18 protein-coding genes, 1 tRNA gene, 1 rRNA gene and 1 pseudogene are annotated in these 20326 nt (G+C 36.1%); 4 read left to right on the top strand and 17 right to left on the bottom strand.

The window, feature by feature from the left end; all coding sequences use genetic code 11:
* Nucleotides 1-15: 15 nt before the first annotated feature.
* Nucleotides 16-771 (top strand): GNAT family N-acetyltransferase, encoded by a 756-nt coding sequence (locus tag ACIP9G_RS21910; RefSeq protein WP_401022293.1) that lies wholly within the window; start codon nt 16-18, stop codon nt 769-771.
* A gap of 209 nt (nt 772-980) precedes the next feature.
* Here ACIP9G_RS21910 and ACIP9G_RS21905 read toward each other — a convergent pair whose 3' ends face one another.
* The 5 genes from ACIP9G_RS21905 to ACIP9G_RS21885 form a co-directional block, all read right to left on the bottom strand.
* Entirely contained in the window at nt 981-2459 is a 1479-nt protein-coding gene (locus ACIP9G_RS21905) for an MDR family MFS transporter (protein WP_340822113.1), read from the bottom strand.
* A gap of 808 nt (nt 2460-3267) precedes the next feature.
* Entirely contained in the window at nt 3268-5313 is a 2046-nt protein-coding gene (locus tag ACIP9G_RS21900; RefSeq protein ID WP_401022290.1) for a HAMP domain-containing sensor histidine kinase, read from the bottom strand.
* Nucleotides 5300-5986, bottom strand: coding sequence for a response regulator transcription factor (locus ACIP9G_RS21895; protein WP_401022288.1), 687 nt, complete (start codon nt 5984-5986; stop codon nt 5300-5302). The genes ACIP9G_RS21900 and ACIP9G_RS21895 overlap by 14 nt, the downstream gene beginning before the upstream one ends.
* Nucleotides 5987-6692: 706 nt before the next feature.
* Entirely contained in the window at nt 6693-7613 is a 921-nt protein-coding gene (locus ACIP9G_RS21890; RefSeq protein ID WP_401022286.1) for an iron-hydroxamate ABC transporter substrate-binding protein, read from the bottom strand.
* A gap of 224 nt (nt 7614-7837) precedes the next feature.
* Nucleotides 7838-8698, bottom strand: coding sequence for an alpha/beta fold hydrolase (locus ACIP9G_RS21885; RefSeq protein WP_401022284.1), 861 nt, complete (start codon nt 8696-8698; stop codon nt 7838-7840).
* 202 nt (nt 8699-8900) lie between these two features.
* Here ACIP9G_RS21885 and ACIP9G_RS22715 point away from each other — a divergent pair.
* A pseudogene (locus ACIP9G_RS22715) lies at nt 8901-9126 on the top strand (site-specific integrase); the annotation flags it as partial.
* Nucleotides 9127-9180: 54 nt separating this feature from the next.
* Here ACIP9G_RS22715 and groL read toward each other — a convergent pair.
* Nucleotides 9181-10815: a chaperonin GroEL gene (groL, locus tag ACIP9G_RS21880; RefSeq protein ID WP_340822080.1), complete on the bottom strand. Its 1635-nt coding sequence runs from the start codon at nt 10813-10815 to the stop codon at nt 9181-9183.
* A gap of 56 nt (nt 10816-10871) precedes the next feature.
* Nucleotides 10872-11156, bottom strand: a complete 285-nt coding sequence (groES, locus tag ACIP9G_RS21875) for a co-chaperone GroES (protein ID WP_173478892.1) — start codon at nt 11154-11156, stop codon at nt 10872-10874.
* A 172-nt stretch (nt 11157-11328) separates the two neighbouring features.
* Here groES and ACIP9G_RS21870 point away from each other — a divergent pair, with 172 nt between their 5' ends.
* Nucleotides 11329-12093 carry a CPBP family intramembrane glutamic endopeptidase gene (locus tag ACIP9G_RS21870; protein ID WP_401022281.1) on the top strand — a complete coding sequence of 255 codons (765 nt, stop codon included), beginning with the start codon at nt 11329-11331 and terminating at the stop codon, nt 12091-12093.
* A 38-nt stretch (nt 12094-12131) separates the two neighbouring features.
* Here ACIP9G_RS21870 and tatC read toward each other — a convergent pair whose 3' ends face one another.
* The 3 genes from tatC to ACIP9G_RS21855 form a co-directional block, all read right to left on the bottom strand.
* Nucleotides 12132-12953 carry a twin-arginine translocase subunit TatC gene (gene tatC, locus ACIP9G_RS21865; protein ID WP_340822077.1) on the bottom strand — a complete coding sequence of 274 codons (822 nt, stop codon included), beginning with the start codon at nt 12951-12953 and terminating at the stop codon, nt 12132-12134.
* A gap of 20 nt (nt 12954-12973) precedes the next feature.
* On the bottom strand, nt 12974-13189 hold the full coding sequence (locus ACIP9G_RS21860) for a twin-arginine translocase TatA/TatE family subunit (protein ID WP_228134172.1): 216 nt from the start codon (nt 13187-13189) through the stop codon (nt 12974-12976).
* Nucleotides 13190-13305: 116 nt separating this feature from the next.
* Nucleotides 13306-13941 carry a redox-sensing transcriptional repressor Rex gene (locus ACIP9G_RS21855; RefSeq protein ID WP_228134173.1) on the bottom strand — a complete coding sequence of 212 codons (636 nt, stop codon included), beginning with the start codon at nt 13939-13941 and terminating at the stop codon, nt 13306-13308.
* 388 nt (nt 13942-14329) lie between these two features.
* Between ACIP9G_RS21855 and ACIP9G_RS21850 the strand changes: the two genes are divergently transcribed.
* The gene (locus tag ACIP9G_RS21850; RefSeq protein ID WP_401022278.1) at nt 14330-16273 is read left to right on the top strand and encodes an ABC-F family ATP-binding cassette domain-containing protein; all 1944 of its coding nucleotides are present in this window, start codon (nt 14330-14332) and stop codon (nt 16271-16273) included.
* 466 nt (nt 16274-16739) lie between these two features.
* On the opposite strand, the gene tsaD is transcribed toward ACIP9G_RS21850, so the two are convergent.
* From tsaD to rrf, 7 genes are all read right to left on the bottom strand, one after another.
* The gene (tsaD, locus tag ACIP9G_RS21845; protein WP_340822073.1) at nt 16740-17759 is read right to left on the bottom strand and encodes a tRNA (adenosine(37)-N6)-threonylcarbamoyltransferase complex transferase subunit TsaD; all 1020 of its coding nucleotides are present in this window, start codon (nt 17757-17759) and stop codon (nt 16740-16742) included.
* On the bottom strand, nt 17759-18211 hold the full coding sequence (gene rimI / locus ACIP9G_RS21840) for a ribosomal protein S18-alanine N-acetyltransferase (protein ID WP_401022275.1): 453 nt from the start codon (nt 18209-18211) through the stop codon (nt 17759-17761). Before rimI ends, tsaD begins: the two co-directional genes overlap by 1 nt.
* Nucleotides 18204-18911 (bottom strand): tRNA (adenosine(37)-N6)-threonylcarbamoyltransferase complex dimerization subunit type 1 TsaB, encoded by a 708-nt coding sequence (gene tsaB, locus ACIP9G_RS21835; protein ID WP_401022272.1) that lies wholly within the window; start codon nt 18909-18911, stop codon nt 18204-18206. The genes rimI and tsaB overlap by 8 nt, the downstream gene beginning before the upstream one ends.
* Nucleotides 18908-19360, bottom strand: a complete 453-nt coding sequence (gene tsaE, locus ACIP9G_RS21830) for a tRNA (adenosine(37)-N6)-threonylcarbamoyltransferase complex ATPase subunit type 1 TsaE (protein ID WP_340822068.1) — start codon at nt 19358-19360, stop codon at nt 18908-18910. The genes tsaB and tsaE overlap by 4 nt, the downstream gene beginning before the upstream one ends.
* A 110-nt stretch (nt 19361-19470) precedes the next feature.
* The gene (locus ACIP9G_RS21825) at nt 19471-19800 is read right to left on the bottom strand and encodes a hypothetical protein (RefSeq protein ID WP_401022269.1); all 330 of its coding nucleotides are present in this window, start codon (nt 19798-19800) and stop codon (nt 19471-19473) included.
* Nucleotides 19801-20012: 212 nt separating this feature from the next.
* Nucleotides 20013-20088, bottom strand: a tRNA-Asp gene (locus ACIP9G_RS21820).
* Nucleotides 20089-20233: 145 nt separating this feature from the next.
* Nucleotides 20234-20326, bottom strand: a 5S ribosomal RNA gene (rrf, locus tag ACIP9G_RS21815); the annotation flags it as partial.

Genomic DNA, 20326 nt, shown 5'->3' with positions numbered 1-20326 from the left:
ATAAGGAGATTAACAATGAGCAACATTACCTTTGACCATATCGAAAAAATTGGCCATATCATATATGAAGATGAAGTTTGTCAGCATGTTCATTATCCAGAGATGCTAAGTCGTTATGATAGTAATTTTATTCTATTTAAAACGATGCCCTCATTAACTACATTTAAAGAAACGGCAAGGATGCTACGTACCTTTCATCAAAAATATAATCAAAAGCACTTAAAATTTATTTTTCCATCTAACGAGAAGATTTCCGCCGATATTCTCAGTTATTTAACTGAAGAAAACTATGACATTGGGTTTTTAGAATTATATACAATTGAGCCAAGCCAATTTGCAACAAGCGTGCATCGACATGTTGATGTTCAGCCAGTGACAGAAGACAATTTAGAGGTATTTTTAAAACTACAGTATGAAGAGGATTTGAAATATGGCGAAACTTTTGCCACGGAAAAACAAGCATTACTACAACGTCGTTTCCATGACTCTCACAAACATCAGCTCCTAGCCTACTATGACGGTATCCCAGTTGGTTCTACGGAGCTTATCGAGGAAAATACAACAGTTGAAATTGATAACTTATTTGTACTTGAAGCCTTTCAACGTAAAGGGATAGGTACGCAACTTCAGCAATATGTCATGCAGAAATTTCATCATAAAATCGTTATTTTAGTAGCTGATGGCGAAGATACACCGAGAGACATGTACCAGAAACAAAACTATGTATATCAAGGTTTCCAATATGAAGTTTTAAAGGTTGAAGGAGATTAAACAGCTAGGGTCATAAAAAAGGCACTTAATTCAGCCCTTCGCATTTTCCATAACACTACTTAAACCTTCCCTCTTTAATATGAAATGCTGCTAATAATCCGCACACAAAAAGAAGCTACTCAAAAGTTTGCACAACTAATGAGAAGCTTCCATTTTAACCCTTCAACCATTCAAACAGACAGATGTTTACTTTTAACTGAGAAAATTGGTCAAGATTTAGAGTCTGATTGTGTTTCAATCATTTCTTTTGGAACCGCACGGTAAACCGTAAATGACAAAATAATCGCTAATATCGTTATTACAAAAGCAATAAGATACACAAGTTCTACACCAGCAACCATAGCTTGGCTAATTGTAGCCGGATCACTCGGATTGGTCGCATTTGTTAAAAAGTGATTTTGTCTGGCATTCATAATACTAATAAAAACAGCAACACCAATTGCCCCTGCAACAGGCTGCAAAGTTGTCATAACCGCAGTGCCATGTGGATATAAAGATTTAGGTAGTTGGTTTAAACCATTTGTCTGCGCAGGCATCATAATCGCAGAAACACTAAGCATTAATAAAATATAGCATAATACGATTATCCAAATAGGTGTTTCAGCTGTTAACCTACTTAACGTAAAGACTGTACCACTTAATACAAGTGTTGCAGGAATCATCAATACACGGGGGCCAAATTTATCGAACAATTGCCCCATGAATGGAGACATAAGTCCATTTAGCAAGCTCCCAGGTAGTAGAACGAGTCCTGCTGCTGCTGCAGTCAAGGCTAATGGACCTTGCATAAATATTGGTAAAATGATTTCCGATGCAAACATCGCCATAATAATAATTAAAAACATTAATACTGCGTGTGTATACATTGGATATTTAAATACTCGTAAATTCATTACAGGCTCTTTCAGCTTAAACTGTCTTAAAGAGAATAATACAACACCAATGATTCCGATAATAATCGTCACAAATACACTTGGGCTAAGGAAACCTTTTTCTCCAGCAGCACTAAACCCGTAAATAATTGACCCGAAGCCAATCGTTGAAAAGATTATAGACAGAACATCAATTTTCGGTTTTGTGACCTCCGAAATATTTGTTAAATATTTAGAAGCAAAAACAATTGAAAATAAGGCGAAAGGAATAACAATAATAAATAAATAGCGCCAGCCTAAATATTCAACAATAACACCTGATAAAGTCGGTCCGATTGCAGGTGCAAACGTAAAAATCAAACCTACTATCCCCATTATTTTCCCGCGATTTTCTGGTGGATATAATAATAAAAAGACATTAAAAATAATCGGCATCAATAGCCCTGTTCCAATTGCTTGGATTAATCGACCTACTAATAAAACGGGAAAGCTAGGCGCAATTGCACAAATGATTGTTCCAATTGTGAAAGTGACCATAACACCAATGAACAATTGCCTCGTTGTAAACCACTGTAACATCAAGGCGGAAATTGGAATAACTATCCCCATTACAAGCATAAACCCTGTTGCCATCCACTGAACAGTTGGCAAAGTAATGTGGAACTCATGCATTAATGTCGTTAATGCAATGTTTAACAATGTTTCGTTTAAAACTGCAAAAAAAGCACCGATAATTAACGACAGCATAATCGGTAATGTTTTAACGTTAGGATCTTGTGATAGGAATTCATATTTTATAGATTGATTTTGTTCCATTTAATTACTCCTTACTAGCATGTATTTTTTGGTGAACTTTTCTTTTTTTAAAAATTCCGTTATCGAGCAGAACATTGGATTAAGAATTGCTCCCTTCTTAGTTAATATCAAACTAACCTAGGATTGAATAAACAACAAAATGATATCCAAAACCAATCTTACCCAAATCATTACCTCATCAACCATCCCAGTAATAGCAATTGTTCTACCCAACGGAAAACGGGAGCATGTGCAAATTAAGCTCAGTTAAAACAAGAACCTTTATCATTGTATCCCGCTTAAAAAACGAAAAGATCACAAGCACCTGCCTGTGATCATAAAAGTAAAGGGAAAAAACCATCCATATTTCATTAAGTTGTCAGTAAGAACAAGAAACCTACCTTTGGTAAACCAAATAAAAGGTTAAAGTAGACAAAAATAAAGAAAGGAAAAACAAGTCGCCTTTCTTTCATTACATATAACTAGCCCTCACAACTAAGTGGGAACAATTAATGAAATTTGGTGAATAACAATTTCACAATATGAAATGAAGATAATTAAAAAAGGACTGACTAATTCCATTTACTCTGCATACACAAACAGAGCCTTTGACAGTATTCAATTACTGGTTCAAAGTTGGGAATTGTAGTGTCATTTTCTAACATCCTCCTTAAAGCATTTTTTATACACAACGAATTATAACGAACTTATTAGCAGAAGTCAAAGTTTTCAAAAACAAGAAAAAATTATTGCAGTCGTTGTTGAATAACAAAAATTCATTACAGAAAAAAGAATAGGATACACTTACGCATCCTATTCCTTTGCTGCATCATTCAAATTTCGGCAAATAAATCATTGCCTTAAATAAATCGCCATCTACTTGCACTAAAAATTTACCGTGTTGGATGTGAATAAGGCTTTCAGCAATCGATAAGCCTAATCCGCTACCTTGACTTGATCTTGATTCATCGCCTCTTGTAAAACGTTCCATTAGCTCATCTACGGAAATATTTAATTCATATGCTGAAATATTTTTAAATGTTACGAGTAGTTCATTTCCTATATCTTCTACATCAATATATACCCTCGATGCAGGCAGTGCATATTTAAAAATATTCGAGAATAAGTTTTCGATGGAGCGCCATAGGAGTTTACCATCAGCTTTCACATACACTTTTTCTGTAGGGTGGGCTAACTTAAAGTTTAATGATGCCGCTTCAATTTTCTCACCCATTTCCCCTATCCCTTGCTTTAGTAATGCTACGATATCAATCCGTTCTAACTGCACAGGTATACTGCCACTTGACGCTTTAGCCGCTTCAAATAAATCATCGGTTAAGTGCTTGAGTCTCTTCGATTTTTGATCTAATACGTCTATATATTCAGCAATGAGTTCAGGGTCTTTTTCTATTTTTAATAAATCGACATACGTAATAATTGATGTTAAAGGCGTTCGGATATCATGCGAAACATTCGTAATAAGCTCTGTTTTTAAACGCTCGCTTTTAATCTCACTATCCACCGATTTTTTTAAGCCATCTGTAATACTATTAATATTCGCTGCAAGTTGGCTAAACTCGCCTTTTCCTTCAATATCAATTCGATGATGAAGGTCCCCATTTTTAATTTGCTCGACGCCCTCTTTAATGCGTTTAAACGACTTCACCTTTTTCAACGCAAACCAAGCAGCTAAGCCTAGCGTAATAGGAAACATGAAAAACGTCGCCGCAGCTACTAAAGGATAACCAATAACAAGAAGCACGATTTTCACAGCCGTACTGCCATTATCAAAAACATGTTTTATCCCAATAAAAATCTTTTTGAAGATTTGATATATAACAGTGTGCTGAAGTAGTGATCTATTTTTAATATGCTTGATAAGCGATAAAATCATTAGTAAGGCAATAATAAAAATAGGTACCGTGAGAAGAATGTTCATTTCACGTAACACCTCAACAATCATTGCCACCCACAACCCTGTTAAACCAGCGACTATGACAATATTGACATCATTATATAGTTTATCAATAACAGAAAAATGCATTTCTTTATCTTTAAATGAAGTTCTTCCAATAACTATTACTAAATAAGCAAAAGATACAATAAACCCTACCAGAAATAAAATGAATTCATTAAGATAACTTTTAGCAACCTCTTTATTCTTTTCCCATTCTTGCATTTTTTGCTCTAAGTAAGATTCTTTATATGCCACATAAATAGCATCTGTTTGCGGATTCAACATTTCAACATCTTGTGTAATGTAATCTAAGTATTTATTTTTTTTCATTTCATTTGGATAAAGCTTTTGTTGATAATTCGCAAATTGCATATATGCACCAAATGATGCAAATTGCTCTTTCTTATTTAGTTCACTATTAGAGAATACATGTTCACCATCACTCGCGTAATATACGATTCCGTCATATGCATCTAATGCGCTGAGTAAACGATAGAATACTCGTACTTGTTCTCGTATGCGTTCTTCTTTTTTACTTTGTATATCATCTGCATATGCTTCTTGATATATCTTTCTATTTTCCACCTCACTCAAATTCCCATTATATTTAGATGAATATTGGAAATCATTATATAATTCTTCTTCCATTTCTCTCATTTCTTCTTTTGTAAGTGCCTTACCACTTAAAATATACTCTTCACTTTTATATGTTCCGATTAATTGTGCTAAAGAGCTAATAAGGCTATAACTTTCATCGGCGAATGCTATACTTTCAAAATAATTGTCTTGATTGATACTACTAAGATAAACTTCATTTAATTCCATGTTGATAATTACCTTCGCAGTACCAGTTAAACAAGCGATGGCAATTAGAAACACAACCACTTTCGTAATAAGTGCATGACTAATATTTTTCAACTTTATACCCAACTCCCCATACAACTTTTAAATACTTCGGCTCTTTCGGATTAATTTCAATTTTCTCTCGAATTTTCCGAATATGTACCGCCACCGTATTTTCTGGATTAATGGCACTTTCATTCCATACCTTTTCATAAATCTCTTCGATTGTGAATACTCTCCCCGTATTTGCTGTAAGAAGCTTTAAAATTTTATACTGCACTGGAGTTAAATGAACTGCTTGGTTATCAACGGTAATGACTTTCTTTTCATCGTCAATCATAAGACCACCCGTTTGAAATATATTACTACTCACCTCAAGACTGCCAAAAGCCGTATACCTTCTTAGCTGCGATTTCACCCTAGCGACAAGTTCTAATGGATTAAACGGCTTAGCCATATAATCATCTGCGCCAATATTTAATCCAAGTATTTTGTCATAATCCTCCGACTTAGCAGAAAGCATAATTAACGGAATCATATTATCTTGCCGAATCTTCATTGTTGCCGTAATGCCATCCATTTTTGGCATCATTATATCCATAATAATTAGATGAATAACTTGATCTCGAATAAGTTCGATTGCCTCTATACCATTGTAAGCTTTGAATACTTGATAGCCTTCGTTTTCTAAATAAACACTAATAGCTCTTACAATTTCTTTATCATCATCACAAATCAAAATGTTCAACTACATTCACTCCTCCATCTCTTTAGGCTTTTAAAAATTCCCCTATAGGATTCGTATTAGAATATAATACTAATTAAATCTTAACAAACCCATGCATCAATTCTTAAGATTTTCTTATTGTTGTCCAATATATATTCATTATGCCGAATAGCCGAATTTGCCCTTATGATTATATAAAACTCCAAATTAAATACATAATTGATTTTCTTTAAAAAACACATCTGTCATTCGGTTATTAAGGTGCGTAAGGTAATGGAGGGGAATATTATTAAAAGGGGTTTTTAATTGCAAAGAAAAACCACTCTTCATAATTATTAAAAACCATGAGAAGTGGTGCTTTGTCATTTATTAGTGATTAACACTACCTTATAAAAGGAAGTTTTGAAACATGTATTTCTAGGCTCTCTAATGCGAAAGTGCCCACTTTTAAAAGCTAACCCTTGCTACGAAAAACATCATGGGCCCGTATGGTGGATTGCGTTAGCAAAATTATAGGGAAAATAAGGGATGCATTTAATGCTAAATAAATTGTTATCATTGCCTAAGAGTATCTAAAAAAATGACTCCGGTACTGTACCGAAGTCATCTCATTGTAGCCTAGAATTATAGTGTCTCTTTCTTAACTGTCCATTAAACAGGGCTCAGTTCAATTATAACATTCTGTGTTTTCAATATTATTTAAAGTAAATATCTCTTAAAAAACAGCTTATTTTAAAAATTGTTCTTCAAAATATTCCAGCTGGTAATCTAAAGTTAAAGAATCGTTAAACATAAAGGCATTTCCATCCACTTCAATTACATGGTCGTTCTTCACTGCTGGCATTTCGTTATATAGTTCTGTCTTTTGATAGGAATTATCTTGGTCATTATATTTACTCACAACCAAGTAGTCTCCAACATAATCAGGTAATACTTCAGATGAAATCATGTAGTATCCTTCTTTACTTGTCATTTCTTTTACTTTTTCAGGCATTTTCAGACCCATTGCCTGATAAAGAACTTCTGTGCCTCTTCCCCAGCTATTGCCAAGAATACCTATATCTTTATCGTAACTTTCCATTACAGTCACCGTTGAATTTTCGCCAACTTTTGCTTTAATTTTATTTCCTACAGTAGTTGCACGGTTTTTGAAGTCATCAATCCAATCTTGAGCTTCTTTTTCTTTGTTTACCAATTTACCAATTTCTAAATGCTGTGTTAAATAATCGACTTTATTATACGTATAGGTAACTGTTGGGGCAATTTTTTTCAACCTATCTAGGTTATTATTATCGCTGCCTCCAATAATTAAATCTGGTTCTAATTCAATAATTGTCTCTAGATCCTCATCTGACACAGTTGTAACATCTTCTAATTGCTCTTTAAATAACGGACTTGCCTTAGACCACTCGTCCACCCCTACAATATTGACGCCAAATGAGATTAAGTCACCTGCATTACCAGTCAAAACTACTACTCTTTTCGGATGAGCGGGTACTTCAATTGGTCCATTTTCAGATTGATATGTAATTGTTTCACTTTCTTCCTCTTTATTTGCATCCCCTGCTGCCTGATTCTTTGTACTATTGCCACAGGCACTAAGAAAAAGCACACACATGAAGATGAATGGTATAATAAATCTTTTCAATTTAAGATTCTCCTTTATATTTACTATCATTATCGTTTTCACAGAATGATGATAATGATTATCATTACTATTTAAAAATGATAGTCTCCTTTCAATCTTTTGTCAATAGCAGTTTAAGATAGATAAATAATGAGACAAAAAAGTAGCCTTGTTAAAAACAATTTAACAAGGCTACTTTAACTATCTTCATCTACAATCGCAATTTGTTGAAGAAGAACATGTTGTTAATAAACTACGTGATTACTTTCTTGTTTCCACAACAGAATTTCATTAGCAACTTTTTCAGGAAAGTCCCAATGAAGGTGGTGTTTAGTGTTTTCTATACCTATTACCTTTAATTCTTTAATACCTTTTTTAATTTCCTGTATTCCCTTTTTTCGGGCTGAATCTGTCGGTACAATTGTTGCATGAAGTAATAAAACAGGACACTGAATACTTTCAAAAGTGGTTGAACAAGGCTCTTTATAGAATGCCTTAATAATTGCTAAAATACTGAAAACGTCCGCCTTAAATATATAATTATCATTAACATTTTTAAAGCTAGATGCTATTAATGAATTAAGATTTGTATCCCATTGCTTTGTTGTGTAACTTTGGTATTCTTTGACCACTTCGTCCCAAGAACTATATATACTGGACTCAACATATTCTTTCCAATCTATCAAGGCTTTTTCCTCTGTCAGTCCATCAACATGTTCAGGAAACGCATATCCTCCATCTAATAAAATAACGCCCCTTACCTTAGCAGAAGATATTTTTGCGATGTGTAGGCAAAGGTCTGCCCCCCAAGAATGTCCCAACATGTAAAAAGGTTTATTCGTAATCTGTTGTATTACCTGATACATACTCTTTGCTAAGGGGGAAAACATATAATCCTCCTCCCGTTTTAGTGAATCCGTTTCTCCATGTCCCGGGTTATCTATCAGAATAAGATGAAAATCATTTATTAAGTATTCAATAAGCCCAGATAAACTTTTTAAATCACCAGTCATTCCGTGAAGACAAACAAGTGAAGGAAGGCTGTTATCACCAAATTCACATCCGTGAAAAGTATTGCCATCTACTGTTATTTGAAACTTCTTCAATTCTATTACTCTCCCTCAACTTCATCTATTTTGTTATATTCTTTGAGCTAATAATTTTAAATAAACTTACCACGTAAATTTATCAAATGTCCATTTTTTTCTTATTGCATTTTACTGTAGCTTTAATTCAAATACATAATTTCAAAATCTATAAAATATTTCAGCATCATTTCACATCTATTTGTAAACTACATGAGTGGCTAGACTGCTTACAATCGCCATGTTAAACCCTGACTAACACCGCACACTTATTTAGACATACACACACTTCACTATTAGGAGGAGCAGGTGCCACACCCGAACAAATCATGGATAGACTTGGCTATTCAGATGATCAAATTACCAAAAACGACTATCTCCATGTAACGAAAGAAATGAAAAAAGAAGCCTCTCACAAGTTCAATGAACTTATGAGAAGCCTCCGTTAAAATGCTTTTATTCCGTTTCATCTTATATAAAAGATCAAAGGTTTAAGCGGCTTATTACATCATGCCGCCCATTCCACCCATGCCGCCCATATCAGGCATACCTGGTGCTGCTAGTTCTGGAATATCTGCTACAACAGCTTCAGTAGTTAATAATAGAGCTGCTACAGATGCTGCATTTTGTAGTGCTGAGCGTGTTACTTTTGCTGGGTCTACTACGCCCGCTTCCATCATGTTTACCCACTCGCCTGTTGCTGCGTTGAAACCAACACCGATTTCTTCGCGTTTTAGGCGATCTACAATAATTGAACCTTCAAGACCTGCATTGTTTGCGATTTGGCGAACTGGCTCTTCTAATGCACGAAGAACAATTTTCACACCTGTTGCTACATCGCCTTCAACTGCATCAGCTGCTTTTTCAACTGCTGCGTATACATTTAGAAGTGCAGTACCACCACCTGATACGATACCCTCTTCTACTGCTGCACGTGTTGAGTTCAATGCATCTTCAATGCGAAGTTTGCGTTCTTTTAATTCTGTTTCTGTTGCAGCACCAACTTTAATAACTGCTACACCACCTGCTAATTTCGCTAGGCGTTCTTGTAATTTTTCTTTATCGAATTCTGAAGTTGTATCAGCAAGCTGTGCACGAATTTGGCCGACACGACGCTCGATTGCTTCTGTACCGCCAACTCCTTCTACGATTGTTGTATAGTCTTTTGTTACAACAACTTTCGCAGCACGGCCTAATGATGTAATATCAGCAGTTTTAAGATCTAAGCCTAATTCTTCTGTAATTACTTGACCACCTGTTAAGATTGCAATATCTTCAAGCATCGCTTTACGACGGTCACCGAAGCCTGGTGCTTTTACTGCTACAGCATTGAATGTACCACGTAGTTTATTAACTACAAGTGTTGCAAGAGCTTCACCCTCAACATCTTCAGCGATCATTAATAGTGGACGACCTTGTTGTACCACTTGTTCTAATAGCGGTAAAACTTCTTGGATATTCGTAATTTTTTTATCTGTAATTAAAATGTATGGGTTATCAAGAACCGCTTCCATTTTATCTGTATCTGTTACCATGTAGTGAGACGCATAACCGCGATCGAATTGCATACCTTCTACTACATCTAATTCAGTTGTGAAACCTTTAGATTCCTCAATTGTAATAACACCATCATTACCAACACGTTCCATTGCTTCTGCAATTAGTTGGCCTACTTCGTCGTCAGCTGCTGAGATTGCCGCAACTTGTGCGATTTCCTCTTTATTGCTTACTGGACGAGAAATAGCATGTAATTCTGTAAGAGCTGCTGCTACCGCTTTGTCGATCCCTTTACGGATTCCTACAGGGTTTGCACCAGCTGTTACGTTTTTAAGACCTTCACGGATAATCGCTTGTGCAAGAACTGTTGCAGTAGTTGTACCATCACCAGCGATTTCATTAGTTTTAGAAGCAACCTCTGCTACTAATTTTGCACCCATGTTTTCATATGGATTTTCAAGTTCAATTTCTTTTGCAATTGTTACACCATCATTTGTAATTAATGGTGAACCGAATTTTTTTTCTAATACGACGTTACGACCTTTAGGACCTAATGTCACTTTTACTGCATTTGCTAATTTATCTACACCTTGAAGCATTAATGCACGAGCTTCTTCTGAGAATTTAATATCTTTTGCCATTTGAATTTACCCTCCTGAAATGGAATATTCGTTAAGCCTAATTAATATAATAACTATTATTCAATAATTGCAAGAATATCACTTTCACGTAAGATTAAGTATTCATTGCCTTCATATTTAACTTCTGTACCTGAGTATTTAGAGAAAATAATGTGGTCGTCAACTTTAACGTCAAGCTCTACACGTTGTCCGTTTTCTAATATACGACCTGTCCCAACTGCTACTACTTTACCCTCTTGTGGTTTTTCTTTTGCAGAGTCTGGTAGTACAATTCCAAATGCAGATTTTTCTTCTACCTCGATTAGTTCGATGACAATACGATCTCCTAGTGGTCTTAACAAGTGAAACAACCTCCTATTAATTAAATATTTCTTAAAAGTTTATTAGCACTCTATATCAACGAGTGCTAATACATTTATTATGATAATCAATCAACTGTTTTTTTGCAAGTCAGAACTACGAAAAATTTTGTTTTCTTTCCATATTCCTCTACAATAGAAAGGTAGCTTATGAATGGAAAGGATTTTGACTGTGAATAATACTTTAAAAAACGTACAGCATAAAAAAACGGCTCTCTATGTTTTAATCATTTACATTGTCATGCAATTATCAGGAAAGTGGTTACTTTTACCGTTTCATAAATTTGTGATGAGTACAACGGGTTTACCTCATGCACAAGCGGCCCCTATTACACAAGGCTGGTATATCGCACTCAGCTTTGCCATTGCATTGATTTTAAGTTTGATTTTAACTACTCGCGATAAATCGTTTTGGGATATCTATCAAGGTAAAAAGGAGACTATTCCACTTACAATCGTGTGGGGAGTGTTAGGTTTCTTCCTTGTATTCTTCGGGCAAATGATTGGTGCAGCTATTGAGATGGCTGTGTTCGGAATCGAGGGTGGCTCACAAAACACAGCTGATATTGTGGCGATAGCAAAAGGTGCTCCAATTGCCATTTTAGCGATAGTTGTATTTGGCCCAATTTTAGAGGAATTCGTCTTCCGTCGTGTTATTTTCGGCTCGCTTGTCCAAACGACGAACTTCTGGGTGGCAGCCATAGTCAGTGCCATTTTCTTTGCGCTAATTCATTTTGATTTTTCACATATTCTGTTATATACGATTTGTGGTTTAATCTTTGCTTTCTTATACCATAAAACAAAAAGGATTTGGACATCAATTATTGCGCATGTCATGCTGAACGGCTTCGTTACACTTGTACAATTAAACGCAGAACCGTTGCAAAAATTTTTAGATGAACTGCAAAAAATGCAATAAAAAAAGAGCTAGATGTGGAAAACATCTAGCTCTTTTTATTAGTCATTTAATTCTTCAATTTGTCGTCGTTGTTCAGCTAACAAACGCTCAACTTGCTCGCGTTCTGCTTCTTTACGCTCTTCCTCTAAAAGTAATGCCTCGGCTTTTAAAAACTTACGATAGCCTCTGCGTGCAATGATAATACTAATTTCATAAATTACAAATAGCGGAATTGCTACGATAACGTTTGAAATAAAGTCTGGTGGTGCAAGAAATACTGCAATAACGATTAACACAAAATATGCATACTTTCTGAATTTCACCATCAATTCAGGATTTAATATACCTAAACGTGCTAAAAATAATGTCACAACAGGTAATTGAAAAATGATTCCGAACGGCATGACTAGGCGAAACAAAAATGAAAAATATGCGTTAATCCCAATTGTTTGTTTGATTTCTAAATCCGCAGATAAGCCCATCATAAAGTGCATGACATATGGGAATAAAACATAATAAGAAAATGAAGCTCCTGCTAAAAATAGAAAGAACGAATATGGAATATATTTTAAAGTAGCCTTACGTTCTGTCTCATGTAAACCTGGTGTAATAAATAACCAAATTTGATGAAGAAGCAACGGTGAACTTATAACAAACGCTATAATGACTGTCACTTGCAAATATACGACAAGGGGATCAGTCACTTTAAACGCGTTTAAAGTTAGTTGCTCTGCTTCTTTACTATATTGAATATGTTTAATTAATGGTTCGGCTAGATAAAAGCCAACTATAAGTGCAATAACAAAGAAAACAGCGCAAATAAAGAGCCGTTTTCTTAGTTCTTCTAAATGCTCTACGACTGTTAATTCTCTTGGATTCATATTAACTAGACATCCTTAACTTACTTAACGTTATCATTTTCTTTATGTTCAATTATTTTCTTTTTTGTATCGTCATCGTCATCAGCTAGACCTTTTGTTGCATTTTTAAATTCACGAAGTGTAGAACCCATTGCTTTACCTAGCTCAGGTAATTTCTTTGGTCCGAATATTAGAATTGCAACCACACCGATAATAACTAGGCTAACTGGTGTAAAAGCACTTAAGTGCACAACCATTGCAGCCACCTCCTCTTATATATATATCATTTTAACTTAAATATTTTCGTTTGGCGAATTTATTTCAATAGTTTAAACACCATCAATTGTAACAGTTTACAAATTTGTGAATACCTTTATTTATCGCTATTTCGTATTAAATAAATAAGCGCTTGTAATTCTACCGACAAATCTATCGTTAATAATTTCATAGTATCTGGTACGGTAATACGCTCTGGCGTAAAGTTTAAAATGCCTTTTGCATTCATTGCTGCTAATCGATCAGCCATCTTCTGAGCAGAGCGCGAAGATACTGTTAAAATAGCAAGGTCTGCTCCATATTCAGCATACTTTTCTTCTAATAAATCAGGATGATAAACGGGAATATTGCTTATCATTTTCCCTTCTTTTGGTGCCTTTGAGTCAAATGCAACCACAATATGAGTGTTATGATTTTTTTGGAAATTATACTTTAAAAATGCATTCCCTAAGTTCCCCACACCGATTAACGCTACTTTTGTTGTCTCATGCTGATCAAGTGTTTGGCTAAAAAACTTCAATAGATGCTGAACATCATAGCCATATCCCTTTTTGCCAAGCGCACCGAAATAAGAAAAATCACGACGAATCGTTGCAGAATCGATTTTCATCGCCTCGCTCAATTCCTTCGATGAAATACGTTCCATTCCTTCTTGCGCAAAGTTTTGGATAAATCGATAGTAAAGAGGAAGTCTTTTAGTTGTGGCTTGTGGAATTTTTACTTCTTGTTTCAAACTTTTTCCTCCTTATAAACACATCAAATTCACCTAAGCGTATTTGAATACTCATTTTGAAACATGCTTATATGAATCAATTACTTTTCAGCGTACATGCATCTAGAATTTTTTGAGCATGCTTGAAATTCTTCTCATAAAATCTATGACATCCGCTGGGCCGCTAACTTGATTCAGACGGGTTTCAACCCACACTGAGTTCAATGCATATCATATTCATCACCCACTTATAAAAGTGGAGGATTTCCCTTTAGTTAACGGCGTGTTTTACGCCACTAACTAAAGAGAAATCGTTTCAATCTTACATGACAGCTTAGAATAAGTAAAGCACTGACATTGCAAGCAATTCCGTCATCCTTTACACTAAGAAAGAATTGAGGTGTCAAGAATGATTGTATTACAAGTCAATCAACTATATAAATCCTTTATTGCAGATGAAATTTTAAGTGGTGTCAAACTAGAAGTTCAACACCGTGATCGTGTAGCATTAGTCGGACGTAACGGGGCTGGTAAATCCACTTTACTAAAAATCATCGCTGGTCAATTGTCATATGATTCTGGCGATATTATTATTCCAAAAGGCGTTCAAGTTGGCTATTTAGAACAACATGCGGGTCTAAACTCAACTTTATCAATTTGGGACGAAATGATGACAATTTTCGAACCGCTTCTTGGACAGGAAAAGACATTGCGCTCCCTTGAGCAACAAATGGCTGATCCAGCGGTTTACGAAAATCCAGAAATGTATGCAAAGGTTATGTCCGAATATGACCAATTACAGCATGATTTTAAAGATGCAGGAGGCTATCAATACGAATCTGATACGCGTTCTGTTCTTCATGGTATGCAATTTTACCCAGAGGATTATGAAAAAGCAATTAGCTCATTGTCAGGAGGTCAACGAACTCGTTTAGCTCTTGCAAAGCTTCTATTAAGTAAGCCAGATTTATTAATTCTCGATGAGCCTACAAACCATTTAGATATTGAAACGCTATCTTGGTTAGAGACTTATTTAAAAGGCTATGAAGGCGCTATTTTAATCGTTTCACATGACCGTTACTTCTTAGACCAAGTTGTCTCCATCGTCTATGAAGTTTCTCGTCATCGCGTTACGAAATACACTGGAAACTACAGTGCTTATTTAGATGAAAAGGCGAAAAACTATGAGCGCGATGTAAAAATGTTTGAACGCCAGCAAGATGAGAAAGCAAAGCTTGAGGATTTTATTCAAAAAAATATAGCCCGTGCCTCTACGACCAAAATGGCACAAAGCCGACGCAAAATGCTCGAACGTACGGAATGGATGGACTCTCCTGACGGTAACGAAAAATCTGCTAGCTTTGGCTTTACGATAGAGCGACAAAGTGGCAATGATGTGCTCTCTATTGACTCTTTAGCTGTTGGCTACGGTGACAAGCAAATATCTAGTGGCATCACACTACGAGCTTTTCGTGAAGATCGCATTGCACTAGTTGGACCAAATGGTGTTGGTAAATCGACATTATTAAAAACGATTGTCAAAGATTTATCCCCACTTGCAGGGGACATTCGTTATGGTACCAATGTGCAAATTAGCTACTACGACCAAGAACAGGCAAAGCTCTCTAGCAATAAAAGCGTTTTAAAAGAATTATGGGATGAATGGCCATTAATGAACGAAAAAGACATTCGCACTGTACTTGGTCGCTTTTTATTCAGTGGAGAAGATGTAGATAAAGCCGTCAATTCTTTATCTGGTGGTGAGAAGGCTCGATTAGCATTGGCAAAATTAATGATGCAAAAGGCGAATTTCTTAATTCTCGATGAGCCTACCAACCACTTAGATTTAGATAGTAAAGAAGTGTTGGAAAATGCCTTAATTGATTATCCTGGAACGCTCCTCTTCGTATCACATGACCGATATTTTATTAATCGAATTGCAACGAAAGTTGTTGAGCTATCTGGTGAAGGTTCTTTTGAATACTTAGGTGATTACGATTACTATCTTGAGAAAAAACAGGAACTTTTTGAAATTGCTCAAATGAAGGCTGCTTCTCAACCACAAATACAAGCAACAGCTCCTGAAAAGACCTCTACTTCCAAAATAGATAGAGAGGCAAAAAAACGTGAGCGGCAAATTAGACGTTCAATAGAAGAATTAGAGATCAACATGCAAAAGGCAGCTACAGAAATCGCTCGTTTAGAAGAAGCTCTCTGTGATCCTGAAATTTTCACTGACCATGAGAAAATTTCACAACTACAAGGTGAATTAGCTACTATTAAAGAGCAGCATGAAGTCATTGAAATGGAATGGCTCGAACTAAATGAGGAACTAGAAAATATTATTTTATAAAATCTCAAAAAGCCATATGCTATGTCATATGGCTTTTTTCTTTACTCGCCTTTATTTTTCATATATATTGGTCAAGTGCTATTTTTCGACAAAAAATGCCCACAACTTTATACACACTATAAAACTAGTAATACCAACATATCAACAGACTTTTCCACACTGTCCACAATTTCAAATTATTTAATCCACATCGTTCTGTGTAAAATGGGCTACTATATATAGAATAATCACAACTTATACACAAGTTATCCACAATTTGTGCATAAGTACGAATGTTCGCAGTTTTTTTATGCACTTTTTTCACACTTCCTGTGGATAATTTTCTGAAAAATTTGTCAATTATTTATTTTTCTAATATAGGTATATATTTTCTAGCATTATTCGTGATTTTATATACCATAATATTTTTATAAAAATAAAAAAAGAGACGACTCAGCTAAAACTCTGAGCCATCTCATTCAAGTGCTTACTCAACCCACGATTTCAATTCCATACCAGGTCGACCATTCATCATCATATTTCCACGAACACCTGCTTCAAACATCGGGGTTGCAGCAGCCCCTATCATTGCTGCATTGTCTGTACATAATTTCAATGGTGGTACAAAAAAGGGAATGCCCTCATTAGAAAATACCGCCTCAAGGGATGTACGCAAACCTTTATTAGCAGCTACACCACCTGCTGCGATTACTTGCTTAACTTTATATTCACGCGCTGCACGCAATGTTTTTGCAGTTAGTACTTCAACTACACTTTCCTGAAAGCCTTTTGCAACAGCTGTTGGAGAAATCTCTTCACCACGTTGATCCATATTGTGCTTATAGTTAATTACTGCTGATTTTAAACCGCTAAAGCTAAAATCATAGGATTCTTCCTCAAGCCATACACGTGGAAAAGCTACGGCTTCTTGACCTTCATGTGCTAACTGATCTATACGAGGACCTCCTGGATACGGTAAGCCTAACACGCGTGCAACTTTGTCATAAGCTTCTCCTGCCGCATCATCCCGCGTTTCTCCTATCACTTCAAATGAGCCATGCTCTTTCATATAAACAAGCTCCGTATGTCCCCCTGATACAACAAGGGCTATTAGTGGAAACTCCATTGGTTGGACAAGTGCATTGGCATAAATATGACCCGCAATATGATGTACGCCCAAAATCGGTACATTGTTTGCGAAGGCAAACGCTTTTGCTGCGTTAATGCCAATTAACAGTGCCCCTACCAGACCAGGGCCTTCTGTAACAGCTACTGCATCTAAATCAGATGGCTGCATATTTGCTTGTTTTAACGCCTCTTCAATAACAACCGTAATTTGCTCTACATGATGACGTGATGCAATCTCGGGTACTACGCCACCAAAACGCTTATGACTCTCAATTTGTGAAGCAACTACATTTGAAACAATTTCAGAACCATTACGAATAACAGCCGCTGCCGTTTCATCACAGCTGGACTCAATTGCTAAAATAATTCGATTTTCCATTATAAATTCACCCACATGACTAGGGCATCCTCCCCGTTATCTGTATAGTAACCTTTACGTATGCCACCATCTTGGAAGGCAAGCTTGCGGTAAAGATTTTGTGCCACCGTATTCGTTTCACGTACCTCTAGACTCATAACGTCCATTCCATGCTCCCGTGCAATACGCATCGCTTCCCGCATTAAGCCTTCTCCAATTCCACGACCACGAGCTGCCTCGGTAACAGCCACATTTGTAATTTGAGCCGCATCTATGACCATCCACATTCCACAAAAACCTATTATGCTATTGTTTTCATCTACTGCTAAAACATAGTGTGCATATTGATTTTCATGCATCTCATAGTAAAAAGAATCCAATGTCCATGGCGTCGGGAATGTAGCAAGTTCAATCGCATAAACCGCTGGTACATCCTCTGATACCATTTTACGATACATTACATTACTACTCATGTGCCTTCTCCTTTTGCTCTTTTAACCAGTTTGCTTCAGCCTCAGCAATACGTTTATATTGCGGAGTAAAATGATGGACTTCCTCTAGACTCGGTAATTTCGCTGTGCTTGCTAAACTAATCGCTGCACTCGCACGTGGCAAATCTTCATGAAGAGGTGCACGATACGCATTATGTCCAAGGACTTCAACAATTTTATCCCAAAATAGATCGACATCTACTCCTACAAATAAAATAGGTGCATCTAAAGCCTTCAAATGGGCCAACAGTCCTTCAATATGATCATGATAATCCTCTATAACTACATCCAACTTCGACCCTTTATAGACAGCTGTGTATACATTGCCACGACGTGCATCAAATATAGGACATATTAGTCCATCAAAAAGCGCTGCATTTGCTGCTAATACTTTTAAGCTTGAAACACCGACTAATGGCTTCTGTAATGTCCATGCTAATGTTTTAGCAAGCGTTACACCAATTCGTACTCCTGTATATGACCCTGGCCCTTCTGATACAGCTATTGCATCTAACTCATTTGGCTTTACACCAACATTAGCTAGTATCGTTTCAATTGCTGGCATTGCACCTGCAGAATGCGTTAACTTTATATTTTGTACAACCTCTGCCAACACTTTTCCATCCTTAACAACTGCAACAGAAAGTGGCGCATTCGCTGTTTCAATTCCTAACCAAATCATCTCATTAGCTCCTCACATATTGCTTCATATCGCTTGCCATAAGGCATTAACACAAATCGTCGTTCGTATTCACTAACACGGTAAATTTCAATTGCTAAACGCTCTTTAGGTAAATCTGGTTCAATTAAATGTGCCCACTCAATAACGGATACCGCATCACCATAAAATAGCTCGTCCCACCCAAGATCCTCATCACTTTCCGCCAAACGATATACATCTAAATGATTAAAGGGCAAACGCCCCTCATACTGTTTCACAATAGTAAACGTAGGGCTATTAACCGTTCTAGTTACACCTAGACCTTTTGCTAAAGCTTTTGTAAATGTGGTCTTCCCAGCACCTAAGTCGCCCTCTAAAGTAATTGTATCCTGTGCCATAAGTAAATTTGCTAGCTTCATGGCAAAGTGCTCTGTATCTTCTAGTGAATTCATTATTTTTTCAAATTTCATCTCTATGTCCTCTCCTAGCTCATTACTTCTAGTTTACCGAAACACATGCAAATGTTCAAAGCATCGAGTGATTTTCAAAAAAATAAACACGTCCTCTTTCGAAGACGTGTCTACTCTCTTGTTGAATATCCCTTCAGCGCAATAACCTCTTTATTTACTAATTGATTATCTTTAAATTGAACGATATAGGCTTGCGTCAAAAGTATTTCATCATTCCATCGGTAATAATCACTTTTAATCGTCTCGCTTGGGCTACCACCAGCTATTTCAACTACATCCATATAACTCATACCTAGTTGTAATTGCTCAAATTCATTTTCATTCATATTTTTTTGCCAATGATACGAATTCGATTCCTCTATATCAATAATTGGAACTCCGCAAGCTACTTTAAGTATAAAGATTAACCAAAGTATGCCGAAACGTATCCCTATTGACACACCTCCGTCCTCCCGTGCGAAACCTATACTGTCTATACATATGCAACGGAAAAGGATTTAGTGCAATTCTTTTAGTGTATCCCGCTATTCCTTAGGCTTTACTTGCGATTTCTGAAGCTCAATCAGCGATTCGACAAACATTATCCTTAAAAAACAAATAAAAAAGCCCTTATGATTAATAAAAAATCATAAGAACTGTATTTTCATAAAAATGGCGGTCCCGACCGGGATCGAACCGGCGATCTCCTGCGTGACAGGCAGGCATGTTAACCGCTACACCACGGGACCTCTTTAAGACATATATAAATATAACATATAATATATATAAGTACAATACTATTTTTATATTTTTAAAATAAAACAAGTATTTTTATTGACCTGTTTTGTAAAAAAAATATAAAAAAACAGCCAGCACACAGCTGACTGTTTTATTGCCTAGCGACGTCCTACTCTCACAGGGGGAAGCCCCCAACTACCATCGGCGCTAAAGAGCTTAACTTCCGTGTTCGGTATGGGAACGGGTGTG

Source organism: Lysinibacillus sp. NPDC093197, from assembly GCF_044754025.1.
In the GTDB taxonomy this organism is placed as follows: Bacteria; Bacillota; Bacilli; order Bacillales_A; family Planococcaceae; genus Lysinibacillus.
The sequence above is the reverse complement of the archived record's forward strand: the minus strand, read 5'-3'. Positions and strand labels throughout refer to the sequence as shown.